The 14,633-nt window shown below is 73.8% G+C and carries 15 protein-coding genes and 1 pseudogene; 7 read left to right on the top strand and 9 right to left on the bottom strand.

The features are described 5' to 3' along the window. Positions 1–32 precede the first annotated feature (32 nt). From ACH4OA_RS26395 to ACH4OA_RS26385, 3 genes are all read right to left on the bottom strand, one after another. The gene (locus ACH4OA_RS26395; protein WP_397971387.1) at positions 33–1,220 is read right to left on the bottom strand and encodes a methyltransferase domain-containing protein; all 1,188 of its coding nucleotides are present in this window, start codon (positions 1,218–1,220) and stop codon (positions 33–35) included. Then, the gene (locus tag ACH4OA_RS26390; RefSeq protein ID WP_365876853.1) at positions 1,217–1,354 is read right to left on the bottom strand and encodes a hypothetical protein; all 138 of its coding nucleotides are present in this window, start codon (positions 1,352–1,354) and stop codon (positions 1,217–1,219) included. Before ACH4OA_RS26390 ends, ACH4OA_RS26395 begins: the two co-directional genes overlap by 4 nt. A 227-nt stretch (positions 1,355–1,581) precedes the next feature. Beyond that, positions 1,582–2,439 (bottom strand): SDR family NAD(P)-dependent oxidoreductase, encoded by an 858-nt coding sequence (locus ACH4OA_RS26385; RefSeq protein WP_397971384.1) that lies wholly within the window; start codon positions 2,437–2,439, stop codon positions 1,582–1,584. A 321-nt stretch (positions 2,440–2,760) separates the two neighbouring features. Here ACH4OA_RS26385 and ACH4OA_RS26380 point away from each other — a divergent pair. After that, a pseudogene (locus ACH4OA_RS26380) lies at positions 2,761–3,012 on the top strand (trypsin-like serine protease); the annotation flags it as partial. A gap of 139 nt (positions 3,013–3,151) precedes the next feature. Here ACH4OA_RS26380 and ACH4OA_RS26375 read toward each other — a convergent pair. The 5 genes from ACH4OA_RS26375 to ACH4OA_RS26355 all read right to left on the bottom strand — a co-directional run bounded on the left by ACH4OA_RS26375 (position 3,152) and on the right by ACH4OA_RS26355 (position 7,975). Continuing rightward, complete coding sequence (locus tag ACH4OA_RS26375) at positions 3,152–3,343, bottom strand: hypothetical protein (RefSeq protein WP_397939589.1); 192 nt, start codon at positions 3,341–3,343, stop codon at positions 3,152–3,154. Positions 3,344–3,593: 250 nt separating this feature from the next. Continuing rightward, positions 3,594–4,433: an inositol monophosphatase family protein gene (locus ACH4OA_RS26370; protein ID WP_397971381.1), complete on the bottom strand. Its 840-nt coding sequence runs from the start codon at positions 4,431–4,433 to the stop codon at positions 3,594–3,596. Beyond that, entirely contained in the window at positions 4,430–5,767 is a 1,338-nt protein-coding gene (locus ACH4OA_RS26365) for a hypothetical protein (RefSeq protein WP_397971378.1), read from the bottom strand. Before ACH4OA_RS26365 ends, ACH4OA_RS26370 begins: the two co-directional genes overlap by 4 nt. Next, the gene (locus tag ACH4OA_RS26360) at positions 5,764–6,513 is read right to left on the bottom strand and encodes an HAD family hydrolase (RefSeq protein ID WP_397971375.1); all 750 of its coding nucleotides are present in this window, start codon (positions 6,511–6,513) and stop codon (positions 5,764–5,766) included. The genes ACH4OA_RS26365 and ACH4OA_RS26360 overlap by 4 nt, the downstream gene beginning before the upstream one ends. After that, positions 6,470–7,975: a mannitol dehydrogenase family protein gene (locus ACH4OA_RS26355; protein ID WP_397971372.1), complete on the bottom strand. Its 1,506-nt coding sequence runs from the start codon at positions 7,973–7,975 to the stop codon at positions 6,470–6,472. The genes ACH4OA_RS26360 and ACH4OA_RS26355 overlap by 44 nt, the downstream gene beginning before the upstream one ends. Before the next feature lie 356 nt (positions 7,976–8,331). Between ACH4OA_RS26355 and ACH4OA_RS26350 the strand changes: the two genes are divergently transcribed. The 6 genes from ACH4OA_RS26350 (at position 8,332) to ACH4OA_RS26325 (ending at position 12,811) form a co-directional block, all read left to right on the top strand. Further along, positions 8,332–9,561 carry a PP2C family protein-serine/threonine phosphatase gene (locus ACH4OA_RS26350; RefSeq protein ID WP_397939585.1) on the top strand — a complete coding sequence of 410 codons (1,230 nt, stop codon included), beginning with the start codon at positions 8,332–8,334 and terminating at the stop codon, positions 9,559–9,561. Between the two features lie 58 nt (positions 9,562–9,619). Continuing rightward, positions 9,620–9,889 carry a hypothetical protein gene (locus ACH4OA_RS26345; RefSeq protein WP_397939584.1) on the top strand — a complete coding sequence of 90 codons (270 nt, stop codon included), beginning with the start codon at positions 9,620–9,622 and terminating at the stop codon, positions 9,887–9,889. A gap of 76 nt (positions 9,890–9,965) precedes the next feature. Beyond that, on the top strand, positions 9,966–10,508 hold the full coding sequence (locus tag ACH4OA_RS26340) for a hypothetical protein (RefSeq protein ID WP_397971369.1): 543 nt from the start codon (positions 9,966–9,968) through the stop codon (positions 10,506–10,508). A 122-nt stretch (positions 10,509–10,630) separates the two neighbouring features. After that, positions 10,631–11,542, top strand: a complete 912-nt coding sequence (locus ACH4OA_RS26335) for a Rieske 2Fe-2S domain-containing protein (RefSeq protein ID WP_397939580.1) — start codon at positions 10,631–10,633, stop codon at positions 11,540–11,542. Between the two features lie 37 nt (positions 11,543–11,579). Beyond that, the gene (locus tag ACH4OA_RS26330) at positions 11,580–12,122 is read left to right on the top strand and encodes a DUF1360 domain-containing protein (RefSeq protein WP_397947113.1); all 543 of its coding nucleotides are present in this window, start codon (positions 11,580–11,582) and stop codon (positions 12,120–12,122) included. 143 nt (positions 12,123–12,265) lie between these two features. Further along, positions 12,266–12,811 (top strand): hypothetical protein, encoded by a 546-nt coding sequence (locus ACH4OA_RS26325; RefSeq protein ID WP_397947111.1) that lies wholly within the window; start codon positions 12,266–12,268, stop codon positions 12,809–12,811. A gap of 57 nt (positions 12,812–12,868) precedes the next feature. Here ACH4OA_RS26325 and ACH4OA_RS26320 read toward each other — a convergent pair whose 3' ends face one another. After that, complete coding sequence (locus ACH4OA_RS26320; protein WP_397971366.1) at positions 12,869–13,963, bottom strand: glutamate--cysteine ligase; 1,095 nt, start codon at positions 13,961–13,963, stop codon at positions 12,869–12,871. Between the last annotated feature and the right edge of the window lie 670 nt (positions 13,964–14,633).

The following is a 14,633-nucleotide window of genomic DNA, read 5'->3' as shown; positions in this document are numbered from 1 at the left end:
GGCAAAACGAGCTGTCAACCGGCCTGTTCAGCCTATTCCGGAATGGGCCAGGACTCGTTCGCGGGATCGTCCAGCCAGGCGCGCTGGCCGGACGCGTCGATGGTGAGGCCGAACCGCGTGACTCCCGGGCATCCGCGCTCCTTCCACCAGTCGTAGGCGGCACGGACTTCGTCCCACAGGTGCCGGGACCCGGACTGCCACACGGAGGCGCGGTGCCGGCCGTCGCGGAACATCACGCAGGCCCAGGAGGTGTCGTGGAGGCTGTAGAACCAGACGGGCCGGGCGCCGTCCCGCTTGTCCGCCGCTGCCTGGCGGCACCGAGGCACCCGGAGACCGAGGACGAACGGCAGGTCCGTGAACTGGCCGGTCAGGAACTCCTCCTCGGTGAGGGTCACCGTGGTCTGGTCGGCGTGCTCAAGAGGACCCGCGGTCAGGTAGTCGGCGGGGCGGAGCGCGGGGCTGCGTTGCGCGCGCAGCTTCATGAACTCCACCAGCCTGGTGAAGGGCCCCGTGGCCGTGTCGCCCTCCACCCGCAGGCGGGCCATGGCGTCGGCGTTGCCGTAGGCCGTGCCCCAGGGGGCGAGGATCACGCCGCCGGAGCGGGTCTGCCGGATCCATTCCCCGGGCAGTCGGCGGATGCCGGCGGTGGCCAGGATCCGGTCGTAGGGGGCCGCGTCGGGGTGGCCGCCGAACCCGTCGCCCACGACCGTCCCGGGGTGACACCCCAGCCTGAGCAGACGGTCGCGCGCCAGTGCGGCCACCGCTGCGTCCACTTCGATGGTCGTCACGTTCGACGCCCCGAGCCGATGACTCAGCAGGGCCGCCGTCTCACCCGTGCCCGTGCCCACGTCCAGCACCCGCATGCCGGCTTCCACGTCCAGGTCCCGCAGCAGGGAGAAGACGGTCGAGGGCATGGACGAGGAACTGGTGGCCAGCTTCCCCGGCCCGGGACCCGGGTGCGCGCCGTCGTCCCACTGGGTGACGATGGGAACGTCGCTGTCGGCCGCCGCGTACCAGGCGTCCGGGTCGGTCCGCTTGTCGACGCGGACACTCGCGCGACGCGACAGGTCGTAGGGCCACATCAGCTCCGGGAGGAACGCGGCGCGGTCGACGGCCGAGAACGACGGCGCCCAGTCCGACGACAGCGCACCCGACGCCATGAGGGCCCGCCCCAGCTCGGTGCGGCCGGGGCGGTCCGCACGCGGAGCGGCGGCTGTCACTTGCGATGCTTTCCGTCACCCTCCGGGCTGGAGCCGTCGGGGCTCGGAGGCTCCTCCGGCGGCGTCCACGGGGTGCCGGGGTTGCCGTCTCCCTCGTCGCCCGCCTGGGTGCGCGGGGAAATGCGTAGCCTCATCGCTTTTCCTCCCATGGTGCCGGTAAGTCGTAACTTCCGGATTGTGGAAGCTGTCGACGGGTGGGAGCCAGCCGCTTTCCAGCCAACGTCACGCTGTGTGTTCCCGCGGGCGCGCGGCGCGCATCACCGCGCCTGCCGGTCCCTGCCGTCCGACCGCATCCGCCGTCACCTGGGCACACCACCGCCCCACGCCTCCATCGCAGTGCTCCCCGGCGCGTGCGCCCCGCTCACCGCGGGCGCTCCCGGCCGGCGAGTCCGTGGTCTCCCGCGCGGTAGCGGGAGGCCAGACCGGTACCGGATCCGTCACGCAGGGCGAGTTCCGCGTCGGCCAGCCGGGCCACCGCCGTGGGATCGGGCAGGCCGGGGACGCACACCACCTCACCGGACTCCAGGGCGGCGAGGGACGCGGTGACGACGTCGGCCGCGGGCATCCCGCCCTCGTCGTGCACCCGCGCCTCCCCGGGTACGGGGGCCTCGCCCGTGCCGAGGTGGAACTCGGTCGCGGTGAGTCCGGGGCAGACGACCTGGACGCGCACCGGCGTGCCGGCCAGTTCCGCGGCGAGTGTCCTGGTGAACGTCACCAGATACCCCTTGGTGCCCCCGTACACGGCCCGGTGGGGGAGAGGGCCGGGCGGCAGGGCGCCGGCGAACGCGAGCAGCGAGGCGACGTTGACGACCGCGCCACGGCCGCGTGCCAGCATGCCGGGGAGGACGGCACGGGTCAGCACCGTCGGCGCCGTGACATTTACGTCGATCACCTTGGTGAGCAGGGCGGGATCGGCCTCGGTGAAGGGCCCGTAACCGTTGATCCCGGCGTTGTTCACCAGCAGGGACACGTCCTCGGCGGCGATCCGCTCCGCGACCCGCCTCAGGTCGGCGGAATCGGCCAGGTCGGCCACCATCGGCTCCACCTCGGCCCCGGTCTCCTCCCACAGCCGTTCCGCCAGGACGCCGAGTCGCTCGGCACGCCGGGCGACCAGAACCAGGTCCCAGTGCCGACCGGCCAGCCGGGCGGCGTACTCGGCACCGATCCCCGACGACGCCCCGGTCACCACGGCTCGGCCGGCCCTCTCGTCGTACGCCATGACGGCCCCTTCGCTCGGTTGTTGCGCCGCCCGGGAACGGCCGGGTGTCCCAGCGTCGTCCCGGCGAAACTCCGGCGACGGCCTTACGCACCTGGCGGCGGACTTCCGTACCTGGCGGCGGCCTCCGGCACTCGGCGGCGGTCCGGCCCGGTGACGTCCGGCTGCCCGGAATGGCAAGGGCGCCCCCGGCCGTGAACCCGGGGGTATCCCCACGTGCCGGGGCCTGCTGCCTGGCCTGCGCTTTCGCCTGCTGTCCCGATGGTCCGGCGGTCGCCCGGACCCTGAGGCTGGACACGTCCGCGATGCCCAGCCAAGGAGCCCGCCGAGTGTGCCCCGGGCTACGCCGACCCGAGCCGGCTGTGCACCATCAGCCGCGTGCCCCACGCCATGGCATGTTTCGGTGACTCCGGCGGGCCGCAGCCGCGCAAGGGCAGGCGTGGACGAGGGGAGCTGGTCGGGGCCACCTCGGGACCCGGCGCGCCGGGCGTCGCCTGCTCGGACGGGCCGGGGCTCTACAGCAGCGTTCCCGCCTACTCGGACTGGATTCGAAAGACTGTCAGGCACGACGCCTGATCGCTGACGGAACCGGCCCGACAGGACACCTCGTAGGAGCAACCACCGCCTGGTCGGCCGCTTCCACGCGAGCGCCGCCGGCCCCGGACACACCGGACGGCCCCTCGCGGGGGCCGTCCGACCGGGTGTCGTAGGAGGCTCAGGGGTGATCGGGCTGCTGTGCCGGAGGCACGCCTCCGCCCTCTCCTCCGCCCTTGTCGCCCTTGTCCGTACCGTGCGGGTGACCGCTGACGCCGCCGCCCCCCTGATCCGCCTTCAACTGGCGGCTGTCCTCGGGGGTGGCCGCGCCCTTGTCGTTGCGCCGTATCTCGGGTTGCTGCGGGTTGGGCATGCGTCCGACCTCCTCCTGATGTGCTTGCCCGGGCGATCCGATGGTGCTTGCTCCGGGCGATTGCCGGGTTCCCAGCCAGGCGTGGGTAACGCACACGCGCCGCACGAGTCGCGGGCTTCACGCCTGGGCGCGCGTCACTCCTTCGGCCGTACTGCGGCTGCTGGCGCCACCGCCCGTCGATGCAACGGCCGTCGAGTAGCCCGTTGTGCGGATTCGCAAACTCCTGTACGAGGGGTCGCGGTGCGCGGCGTCATCGTGGTCCGGCCGACGGTTCCGGGATGGCCCCGGCCGCCGAGTAGACCGGGGCCAGAAGGGCTTGGAGGGAGTTCCACAGGGTCGGCGGAGCGGCCAGTACGTCGCCGGTGCGGGGCAGGGTGCCGGGGGTGGGGCCGGTCAGGTCGCCGACCGTTCCGCCGGCCTGCTGGACCAGGAGGACTCCCGCGGCGCAGTCCCACGGTTGCAGCCCGGGTGCCCACAGGCCGTCCGCGCGGCCGGTGGCGACCTGGGCGAGGGCCGCCGCCGCGCTGCCCCCGCGGCGCAGGTCGCGTACCCGGGGCAACAGGGCGCTGACCGCGGGGCCGGCCAGGGAACGTTGTCCGGGGCGGCCGAAGTTGAGTTCCACCAGGGCGCGGGAGAGGTCGTGCTGGCGCAGCGGAGTGACCGGCGTACCGTCGGCGCTCGTGCGGGTGCCGGTCCGGGCTTCGGTCAGCAGGCCGAGGGCGGGCTCGACGACCACGCCGACGAGCGGCCGGCCGCTGTCCGCCTCGGCCGCGGCCACGCTGACCGCCCAGTCGGGCCGTCCGTAGAGATAGTTGGTGGTTCCGTCGATCGGGTCGATGATCCACCGCACTCCGCTGCGGCCCTCGGTGGTCCCGCCTTCCTCGCCCAGGACCGTGTCGTACGGCCGGTGCTCGGCCAGCACGGCGCGTATCGCGTGCTCGGTGTCCCGGTCGGCCTGGCTGACCAGGTCGTCGGGGCCCGCCTTCTCCTCGACGAGCAGCCGGTGGGCGCGGCCGCGCCAGGAGGCGGCGGTACGGGCACCGGCCCGAGCGGCGTCACGAGCGAGACTCAGCAGGTCGTCGAGGTTCACCGGTGTTCCTTCCGGAGGGCGTCCCAGGTGGCCTGCCCGCACACCGCCCGGGCGAGCGGGGCGAAGGGAACCGCCGCCAGGGACCGCAGACGGGCGGACGGCGCCCCGATCGTGTGCAGGGAGCGGCTGCCGAAGACGAGGTGGGCGGCCATGACGGCGAGCCAGGGCAGCAGGGCCGCCGCCGGACGCGGCTGCCCGGTGAGGACCAGCGTCAGGAGTTGCAGGACGGCACCCGCGGCCACCACCGGAAGACGCCGCCCCGGCAGGAGGACCACCGCCGCGGTCGTGACCGCGCCCAGGGCGGCGGCGACGAGGGCGTGTCCCGGCGAGGCGGGCGTGACGAGCAGGGATCCCGTCACGGCGGACGCCGTGCCCGCGACCAGCAGCGCCAGGTTCCACGGGGCGGCCCACGAGGTGCGCCGGCACAGCGGCGTCCAGTCGGCCGGGGCGGCGTCGGGTTGCGATGGCAGCCAGCGCACCAGCGCCAGCAGGTGCTCACGGGCCTGGTCGGCCCGCGCCGTCCACGTCAGCCTGCCGTGGTCGACGGCGCCGAACGCCAGGCTCTCCAGGACCCACCTGCTGGTGACGAAGGCGATCCCGAACGCCCACAGGGCCACGGCCGCGGACACCGCGAGCGCCGGGCGGCGGCCCAGGTCGACCGCGAGGGCCAGCCCGGTCATCCCGCGCACCACGTAACCCGCGCCCACCACGATCCACAAGGCGACGACGGCCGGGCGGGCGGGGGGCGGGACCGTGGCGGTCCGGCCGGTGCCCCTGGCGCGCAGGGCCTCGTAGACGACGGCCACGCCGAACACCGCCGCGGTCACCGCCGCGAGCATCCCGGACAGGCGCAGACCCGGCAGCGCCAGGGCCAGGCCCGCGACGGCCGCCAGACGCGCCACCGTGACCGCGCTGCTGGCGGTGACACGGTCCCGGACGCGCTCGACCGGTCCCGGCAGCCGCCCGCGGTCCCGTTCGGCGGGGTGGCGCTGGTCGGCGACGAACCCGCGGATGTCGTTCCACTGGTAGCGGGCGGGATAGACGAGCAGTTCCAGGGCTCCCCAGACGACCAGGGCGCGTACCACCGTCCGTCCCGTCGCGTCCGCGCCCGCGGCCACGGCCAGGACGAAGGTGAACGGCATGAGCAGCCCTTTGACGGCGTCCTTGGGCCGCGGCATCACCAGGTATCCGGGCAGCGAGCGGGGCCGGGACGCGCCCGGCCGCCCGGAGCCGGGGCCGCCTCCGGGCGCGTGTGCGGGCAAGGCCCGTCCGGGCGGTGCCCGGAAGGGGGAGGCGGGCACCGTGAAGCCGTCCGTGCGCTCCACGCCGGTCATGAGGCCACCGGTACCGCGTCGCCGGTGAGGTCCGCGGTCAGTTCGCCCCAGCCGGACCGCACCCAGCCGGCCCCGGCGCCGTACAACTCCTCGGTCCGGCCGGGTCGTTCGTCCGCCGGTACGAACTGCACCAGGCCGGCGGTGGTGACGCCCGCCGCGACCGCGGACGCCACCCCGGTGGCGGAGTCCTCCAGGGCGAGCGCCTGGGCGGGGGCGACACCGAGCCGGGTCAGGGCGAAGCGGTAGACGGCCGGGTCGGGCTTGCTGGTGGGCACCGGCAGGCTGTCCTCCGCGCTGAACCGGCGGTCCCGCGGCAGCAGACCGTCCAGGCCGCTCGCGGTGAAGCAGGCGGCGAGCCGCGTCAGCGCGCTGGAACTCACCACGGCGAGCCGGTAACGGCGGTCCAGCGCCGCTACGGCCGCCACCACATCCGGCCGGGGTCTGAGGACCCGCCTCAGGTAGGCCGTCACCTCGGTCTTCTCGCGCTTCACCCACTCCTCCAGCTCGGCGGCCGTCAGGCGGACGCCTTGCTGTCCGGCGAGGTCCTGGGCCGTGGTGCGGAAGTTCCTGCCCGTGGTGGTGCGCCGCAGGTGCCCGGGGGAGAAGTCCCCCGTCAGGCCGAAGCGGCGCGCGAAGTCCTGCGTCACCGTGGCGGAGGCGACGAACGCGGGCTCCTCGGAGGGGAACAGGGTGCCGTCGGCGTCAAGCAGCAGTGTCGTGACGCCGGCGAGATCGGGGATGCTCATGGGACTCCTGCGGTCGGGGGGTGGCGGAACGCACCGCCGGCCGGACCTGCCGGGCCGGCGAGGAGAGTGCAGCGCGCAGATTCCTGCCGTCGGTGAACGCGCCGGCCAGGGCCGCGCGGATGACGGCGAGGCCGTCGGTATCGCCGACGAGGCCGCCGAAGACGTCCGTGACGGCCAGCAGGGGCGCCGGGTCGTCGCCGCCCTGGAGGGCCGCCGCCCGCAGTTCGCCGGCGCGGGCGTCCTGTACGTCGATCGGGGCACCGTCGAGGTCCGTCCCGCGCAGGTAGCGCATCCACGCGGCGACGGCGAAGGCGAGCCGGGCGCGGGGCCGGCCCTGGGCGTGCGCGGCGTGCAGGGAGGGCAGCAGGTAGTCGGGCATCTTGGTCGAGCCGCGGCGGCACAGCCGGGCCAGCTGGTCCCCGATGCCGGGGTTGCGCAGGCGTTCCAGCACGGTGTCGCAGTAGGCGTACGGATCCATGCCCGGGACGCCGGCGGGCAGCAGCGGCGCGATCTCCTCGCGCATCAGGCGCCGGACGAAGCCGGCCACGGCCGGGTCGGCCAGGGCCTGGTCGGTCCTGCGGTGACCGGCCAGGTATCCGACGTAGCCCAGTGCGCAGTGGGTGCCGTTGAGGATCCGGCTCTTGATCAGTTTGTACGGTGCCACGTCGTCCACGAAGAGCGCTCCGACGCGGTCCAGCGGGGGCCGGTCGTTGCAGAAGTCGTCCTGGATCACCCACTGGGTGAACGGTTCGGTGATCACCGGCCAGCGGTCGCCCACCCGGAAGTCCTCCTCGACCCCGTCCCGGTCTCCCGGACTCGTCACGGGGGTGATGCGGTCGACCATGCTGTCGGGGAAGGAGACCCGTTCCGCTATCCACCGGGCCAGTGCGGGATCCTTCCGTCCGACCAGGGTCATGACCGCTTCGCGCGTGACGGCGGCGCTGTCGGGCAGGTTGTCGCACGACAGCACCGTGAAGGGGGCGTGGCGGGCGCGGCGGCGCCGGTCCAGGGCGTCGACGATCAGACCGAACACCGAGTCGCGGGCCCGCCCGGGGTCGGCGGGGAGCGCGTAGCCGTCGGCGGTGATCGTCAGCGTCACCAGCCGCGTGCGCGGGTCGGCCAGCCGCGCCTCGACCCCGGCCCGGTCCTCGGTCAGCAGCAGGTACTCGACCATGCTCCCGATGACCTTCGCCGTGCTGTCGTCACCGTCCCGCTGGACCACGGTGAAGAGATTGTCCTGCGCGTCGAGGACCTGCCGCATCTCCGGCCGTCCCATTCCGACGCCGACGACTCCCCAGCGGGTGAAACCCAGTTCCGCCAACTCGTCGTAATAAACCTCCTGATGGGCCCGGTGAAAGCCGCCGACCCCGAAATGCACGATGGCGGGTTCGATCCGCCGCCGGTCGTAACCCGGCGTTTCCAACTGGCTGCTCGGTGACGCACCGAGTGTTCGGTTGTTCAAAGCGGGAGCAGTCCGGGGGGATTCTGGCATCGCATACCTCGGTGAAGTGGTGCGTGCTTCTCCGTCGTCGCTCCGGCCTCACCTGCTGATGCGCGGAAGGATGCCATGCGGCTGGCTGCGGGGTGCGACCGCCAGAACTCCGGCGGACTGACGCGACGGTGGTGCGAAAGGCCCGAGTGAAGGAACTGGTCATGCCGTCGGGATGACGGCGGCGGTCGTTGTGGTCGGAGTACCGCCGCTTGTACATCCGAAACGAGAAATTTGTCCGATTATGGGGAGAGGTGTTCCGCCCGGTCCGCCGGGGAGGGGTGACAAGGTGAGGCAGGGCGCGGGGCGGCCGGTAAGAGGTGAACGGGATGAGCGAGCGGCCAGGCATGCCGAGCGTGCTCACCGGGATGCTGAACGGCGGGCATCTGGTCGCGTTCGACCAGTTGCCGGGGCTGCTGGCCGAGCACGCGGCCCGTGGCGGCCTGGCCGGTGCCCGGATCTTCCTGGCCGACCTGCGGCAGGAGATCCTGCGGGAGGTCACCGGCCAGGGGATCGACGCCGGGGAGGGCGGCGAGGTCTACTCGGTCGACGGCACGCTGCCCGGCCACGCCTTCTCCACCACCCGGTCGCTGCCGGGCCCCGACGGGATCCCGCGCCGGTGGTGGGTGCCGATCCTGAACGGCACCGAGCGCCTCGGAGTCCTGCGCGTCGACCTGGCCGCGGGCGCCGATGTCGAGGAGCTGCAGACGTTGGCGTCCCTGGTGGGTCTGATGGTGGTCAGCAAACGACCGCACAGCGACGCGCACGCCCGTCTGGTGCGCACCCAGGCGATGAATCTCGCCGCCGAGCTGCAGTGGAACCTGATGCCGCCGCGCGCGTTCGCCAACCAGGACGTGGTGGTCGCCGCGGCGATCGAGCCGGCCTACGCCGTCGGCGGCGACGCCTTCGACTACGCGGTCGCCGGTGAGCAGGTGCACCTGGCCGTCTTCGACGCGATGGGACACAACAGCCGCGCCGGGCTGACGGCGAACCTGGCGGTCACCGCCTGCCGCAACCAACGCCGCCAAGGCGCCGACCTGATCACCACCGGGGAGCGGGTCGAGGCCAGTCTCATCGAGCACTTCGGCCACGACGCCTACGTCACCGCCGTCCTGGCCGACGTCGACATGCGCACCGGCCTCCTCAGCTGGGTCAGCCGCGGACACCACGCGCCGGTCCTCATCCGCGGCGGCCGCTGGACGACGACCCTGCGGTGCCCGCCGACCCATCCGCTCGGCACCGAACTGGGCCTGCGCGCCACCCTGTGCCGCGAGCAGCTGGAGCCCGCGGACCGCGTCCTCCTCTACACCGACGGCATCACCGAGGCCCGCGACCGGCACGGCCGTGAATTCGGCCTCGACCAGTTCACCGACTTCATCATCCGCCACCACGCCGACGGCCTGTCCGTTCCGGAAACCCTGCGGCGGCTGATGCGCGCCGTCCTGGACCACCACGACGGGCAGCTCGCCGACGACGCCACCGTCGTCTGTCTGGAGTGGCACGGCCCCAGCCGCAACACCGAACTCCGCCCACCGCGCCGGCACGGCGGACACGGCTGACATCGCGGGAAGCCGGCGCGGTACCCGTCACATCGGAGACCCACCCGAGGAGGGAAACGTGCCGCGGACCGACGACGAACTGCTCGCCTTCGAGACCGGTGACCTGGAGGACTGGGACGAGGACCGCGCGCGAGCCACCCTCGGCGGACGGCACGGCACCTTGTACCGCAACCACCTGCTCATCGCTCTGCACCTCGACTCCTGGGCGGAGGCCGAGGGGCGCCGGACCGATGTCGACGCCCGCTACAGAGCCGGATACCGGCAGGCCCTCCAGGACCTGGCCGCGTATCTGAGAGAGACCTACTACCTGCCCCGCGACCCGGACTGAAGCCCGGTCGCGCCCGGCTCCGCGCTGATCCACCGCCCGCCTGCCGGCGGGTCCCGGCAACCGAAGGAGGCCACAGATGAACACCGCTCCCCATCCCGGCGTCGCCCGGCGCAGCCCGACAGGACGAAGCGCCGGCACGAGGCTGCTCGGCATCTACCTCAACGACCACCTCGCCGGCGCCACCGCCGGCACCGAACGCGCCGCCCGCCTGGTGCGCACCGCCCGCGCCTCCGCGCTGGGCCGCGCCCTCGCGCCCGTGGCGGCCGGGATCGCCCAGGACCGGGAAGCGCTGCTGGACATCATGCGGGACCTCGGCGTTCCCGTGCGCCGCTACAAGGTGTGCGCGGGCTGGGCGGGCGAGAAGCTGGGACGGCTGAAGCCCAACGGACACCTGGTACGCCCCTCACCGCTCGGCACCGTACTGGATCTCGAAGCCCTGCGGCTGGGAGTCGAGGGGAAGGCGGCCGGCTGGCAGACCCTGCGCCGGCTCGGCGCGAGCGACGAGCGCCTGGACCGTTCCCGGCTCGACACCCTGCTCGAACGAGCCCGGCAGCAGCAGGAGACGATCGAGGAGTGGCGCGTCCGCCAGGCCGAGGAAGCACTGTCCGGGACGGGCTGAGCGCCCCCGCAGGGAGCCGTCGTACGTGCGACACCGTCCGCCGGGGCGCGCGCTCACCCGGTGGACCGTCCCGGATGCCCCTGATCCGTTTGCCGTCCGCGCAGGTGGGGACCCAGCCGACCATGAGGATGACGCCACGCCGCCCACAGCTGCGGCAGAACCGTGTCCTGCGGCTGCTCGACCGCCTGGAGCGCGAGCCCAGGGCCGACGCGGTGATCGACGCGGTCCGCAAACGCGTGCAGGCCCTGCCGCTCGGCGACGCCCGGGACCTCCTGCACGGCAGGTGGCTGGGCCACCCGCTGCATCCGCTGATGGTGCAGGTGCCGATCGGCAGCTGGCTGTCGGCGGCGGTACTGGACCTGTACCCCCGGCGTTCCCGGGAAGCAGGCCTGCTGATCGGCGTCGGGCTGGTTTCCGCGGTGCCCGCGGCCCTGGCGGGCTGGGTCGACTGGGCGGAACTGCACCGCCGGCAGCAGCGGATCGGACTGGTGCACGCCCTGGCCAACTCGGCGGCCGTCGGCCTGTACGCCGCCTCGCTGACCCGCCGCGTCAAGGGACGGCACGCGGCAGGCCGGGTCTACGGCTTCCTCGGGCTGACGACGGTCGCGCTCGGCGGCATGCTGGGCGGCCACCTGGCCTACCGCCAGGCGTCCGGCGCCAACCACGCCGAAGAGGTCCCGTACCTCGTCACCGAGGGCTGGCACCGGATCGGAGCCGTGGCGGACTTCCCCGTCGACCGGCCCGCGCGGCGCAGCGTGGACGACGTCCCGGTCCTGGTCGTCCGGGAAGCCGGCGGGACGGTCCACGCCCTGGCCGAGCGGTGCAGCCACCTCGCCGGACCGCTCTCCGAGGGCACGGTCAGCGACGGCTGCGTGAAGTGCCCCTGGCACGGCAGCGTCTTCCGGCTCTCGGACGGCTGGAACGTCCGCGGTCCCGCCACCGCGCCCCAGCCGGCCTTCGAGACCCGGATCACCGACGGCCACGTCGAGATCCGGCTGCGACCACAGGACAGTGACGGGCAGGCGCCGGACTAGGCCGGCCAAGCACCGCGACTCAGGAAAACGGGAGCTCATGGGAACCGCAGCTGACAGCCGCCTCGCACGACGTCTGCACGGGCTGCTGCAACGGACCCGACGGGAGTACGCGGCCGCGCACGACAGGCCGCTGGGCGGCTACCTCGCCGCCATGACGGGCTTCGCCGCGTACACGACGGCCTGGGCCACCGCCGTACGCCTGCGCGGCCGGCCGCTGCCCGACCGGCCGGAGCCGTGGGACGTGGTCCTGACCTCGGTCGCCACGTTCCGGCTCAGCCGACTGCTGACCAAGGCATCGGTCACCAGCCCGCTGCGCGCCCCCTTCACCCGGTACGTCGGCCCGCAGGGCCCGGCCGAGCTGCACGAGGAGGCACAGCCCGAGGACGGCAAGCACACCGTCGGAGAACTGGCCACCTGCCCCTTCTGCATGAGCGTCTGGGTGGCCTCCACCCTGACCGCCGGCCAGCTTCTGTGGCCGCGCGCGACACGCACCGCGATGGGCGCGCTCGCCGCTCTGGCCGGGGCGGACACGCTCCAGCTGGTGTACAGCTCGCTGGTCGAGAAGACCACCGGGGACTGACCCGCCGGCGGAACGCGGCGCGGGCAGCCAGGGTGCTCGCCTCTCCGGAGAGTGCCGGGCGGACGGCCACGCGAGAAGGCACGCCTGGCCGGGAGGCATCGGACGTGCGGGTGAAGGCGGTGCCGGTGGGTACCCGCCGGGGCATGCTCAAGCGCGCACTGTGGCAGGGACTGCTCGCCGGCACCGTCGGCGGCATCGTGATGACGTGCGGCGAGAAGATCGAGCAGGCCGTCACCGGCCGGCCCGACTCCCATGTGCCGGCACGGGTCCTCCAGCGGCTGACCGGCCTGCCCGAACGTCCCGGCAGGCAGCCGTTGCCGGTCAACTGGGCCATGCACTACGGCCAGGCCGCCGTCCTCGGAGTGCTGCGGTCGGTCATGGCCCAGGCCGGACTGCGCGGACCGCTCGCCTCCGCCAAGTTCACCGTCGTCCGCCTCGTCAACGACCAGATCCTGGAGAACGCGACGGGCGTCGGCGCCCCGCCCGGCACCTGGCCTCGCCGGGAACTCGCCGTGGACCTCCTGCACAAGGCCGTCTACGCCTTCACCGCCGGCGCCGTAGCCGATGCCCTCGCCGACCGCGGCGGGCCCGGCCCCGGACAGCGTCACGCCGCCGCCCGACCCGGCCGCCACGCCGACTCCGGCCCCCTGGCCCGCGAGCACGCGTACGGGCCGGGGGGCGGCGGCTGAGTACGCTCCGGGCGATGGGCCAAGGCCACTACCCGCGGGTTCGTGAGGGCGGGCGGGTCAGGGCATGGTGCTCCTGTCGAGGATCAGGTCCGTGACGGCGGACAGGCCGCCCTGGGCCAGGGCGGCGCGCTGCCGGTCGGCGCCGGTGCCGTTCTGCAGAAGCCGGTGGACGAGGGCCGTCACCTGCCGACTGTCACCGGAGGCGTCGAGTGCGGGGGCGACGTGGCGCAGCAGCTCGTACAGCATCTCGCCGGCCCGGCGCTGCCGGCCGCCGGGATCGACCAGGGTGCCGCTCAGTCCGTGCCGGGCAGCGTGCCACATACTGGCCTGCAACAGCTCGGGGTCGCAGTCGAGCGCGGGAGCACGAGCGGCGATCTCGGCCAGCGCCGTCTCCACGAGGGCCCGGACGAGGCCGGCGAGCATCACCGCGTCGTCCGGGCGCAACTGCACGTCCAGGCACCGGATCTCGATGGTGGGGTACCGCGCCGACAGCCGGACCTGCCAGTACAGCTGACCGGTGTCCGAGATCAGACCGCTGTCCAGCAGTTGCCGCACGCGCCGGTCGTAGTCGGCGATGTCGGCGAAGTGCGGGGGGATGCCGCTGACCGGCCAGCGGCTGAAGATCACGGTGCGCCAGCTGGCGAAGCCGGTGTCGTGGCCGTCCCACAGCGGGGAGTTCGCGGACAGGGCGGTGAGGGTGGGCAGCCACACCCGGATCCGGTTCAGGACCTGCACGCCGGTCTCCCGGCTGGGGACGCCGACGTGGACGTGCATGCCGTTGACCAACTGCTCCGCCACGAGCTGGGGCGCCTGGGTGAGCATGGCCCGGTACCGGGCCTGGTCGGTGACGGCCACGGGGTGGCCGTGGCGCAGCGGGGGAGTCGCGCAGGCCGCGATCCGGCAGCCGTGGGCCTCGGCGGCCGCTCCCAGGGCGTGCCGCAGCCGGAGCAGGTGCCCGCCGACCTCCTCCAGCGTGCCGCACACCGGGGTGGCCACCTCCACCTGCGCCTGCAGCAGCTCGCAGTGCACCTCCTGGTCGGCCACGAGACTCCCCAGGCCGGCCGCGGCACGCACCTTGTCCACCAGCGGTACCGGCAGGCCCGTGACCGGGTCGAGCAGCAGGTACTCCTCTTCCACACCGATCGTCGTCATCGATCACCTTCTGTTCCGCCCGGCCGCGCTGCCGGACCGGCTCCCGATGCGCCTCGGCGAGGACTCGTCGGGGAGGGTCACTCGCGGTGCCCGAGTGCCGCACCCGCATCGCGGTAAACCGGCCACCGGCCGCGGTCGCGGCCATCCTCGCGGTCACCGACGCCGACGAGCGGATCTCCCGCCCGGACGCCCCCTGCGCCGACCCCTCGATGACGGCCCGAGGACCCACGTCCTGCGCCGGACCCCGCAGCCATATCCCCTGACGCGGCCGCTGCCGCGTGCACGCCCACCCCAGGTCCATGCTCCGCAAGCGCCGCTCCCGCAACGGCCCACCGGCAGCCGGCTCCAGCTGCGCGGCGGCACACTCCCCGACGGCCACGAGGACGCACGCCTCGTACGCCGGCACCAGGCAGGCGTACGGCAGGGACGTCCGCGACCTCGTCTACCTGAGCCTGGGCGGGACATGGAACGGCATCGCCCCCGCACTGGCGGCCACGCTGGCCCACCCTGCCCGCCCACGCACGGCTGCCCGCCGGCAGGTGGAGGGTCCGGGTGACGTAGGCCCGCAGGACCTCCCGCGGGGCCGGCAGTCCGTACGGGTCAGGGACCGACGACGGCAGGTACGACGTGGCCGTCGGCCAGAGCGGCGCGCGGGCCGCCATGGCGGACT

This window comes from Streptomyces sp. NPDC017095 (assembly GCF_044332325.1).
In the GTDB taxonomy this organism is placed as follows: Bacteria; Actinomycetota; Actinomycetes; order Streptomycetales; family Streptomycetaceae; genus Streptomyces.
The sequence above is the reverse complement of the archived record's forward strand: the minus strand, read 5'-3'. Positions and strand labels throughout refer to the sequence as shown.

Coding starts and splice junctions, on each gene's coding strand:
- ACH4OA_RS26340 (WP_397971369.1), top strand. CDS start 9,966: ATGAACACCGCTCCCCATCCCGGCGTCGCCCGGCGCAGCCCGACAGGA.
- ACH4OA_RS26350 (WP_397939585.1), top strand. CDS start 8,332: ATGAGCGAGCGGCCAGGCATGCCGAGCGTGCTCACCGGGATGCTGAAC.
- ACH4OA_RS26385 (WP_397971384.1), bottom strand. CDS start 2,439: ATGGCGTACGACGAGAGGGCCGGCCGAGCCGTGGTGACCGGGGCGTCG.
- ACH4OA_RS26390 (WP_365876853.1), bottom strand. CDS start 1,354: ATGAGGCTACGCATTTCCCCGCGCACCCAGGCGGGCGACGAGGGAGAC.
- ACH4OA_RS26360 (WP_397971375.1), bottom strand. CDS start 6,513: ATGAGCATCCCCGATCTCGCCGGCGTCACGACACTGCTGCTTGACGCC.
- ACH4OA_RS26375 (WP_397939589.1), bottom strand. CDS start 3,343: ATGCCCAACCCGCAGCAACCCGAGATACGGCGCAACGACAAGGGCGCG.
- ACH4OA_RS26335 (WP_397939580.1), top strand. CDS start 10,631: ATGAGGATGACGCCACGCCGCCCACAGCTGCGGCAGAACCGTGTCCTG.
- ACH4OA_RS26325 (WP_397947111.1), top strand. CDS start 12,266: ATGCTCAAGCGCGCACTGTGGCAGGGACTGCTCGCCGGCACCGTCGGC.
- ACH4OA_RS26365 (WP_397971378.1), bottom strand. CDS start 5,767: ATGACCGGCGTGGAGCGCACGGACGGCTTCACGGTGCCCGCCTCCCCC.
- ACH4OA_RS26330 (WP_397947113.1), top strand. CDS start 11,580: ATGGGAACCGCAGCTGACAGCCGCCTCGCACGACGTCTGCACGGGCTG.
- ACH4OA_RS26320 (WP_397971366.1), bottom strand. CDS start 13,963: ATGACGACGATCGGTGTGGAAGAGGAGTACCTGCTGCTCGACCCGGTC.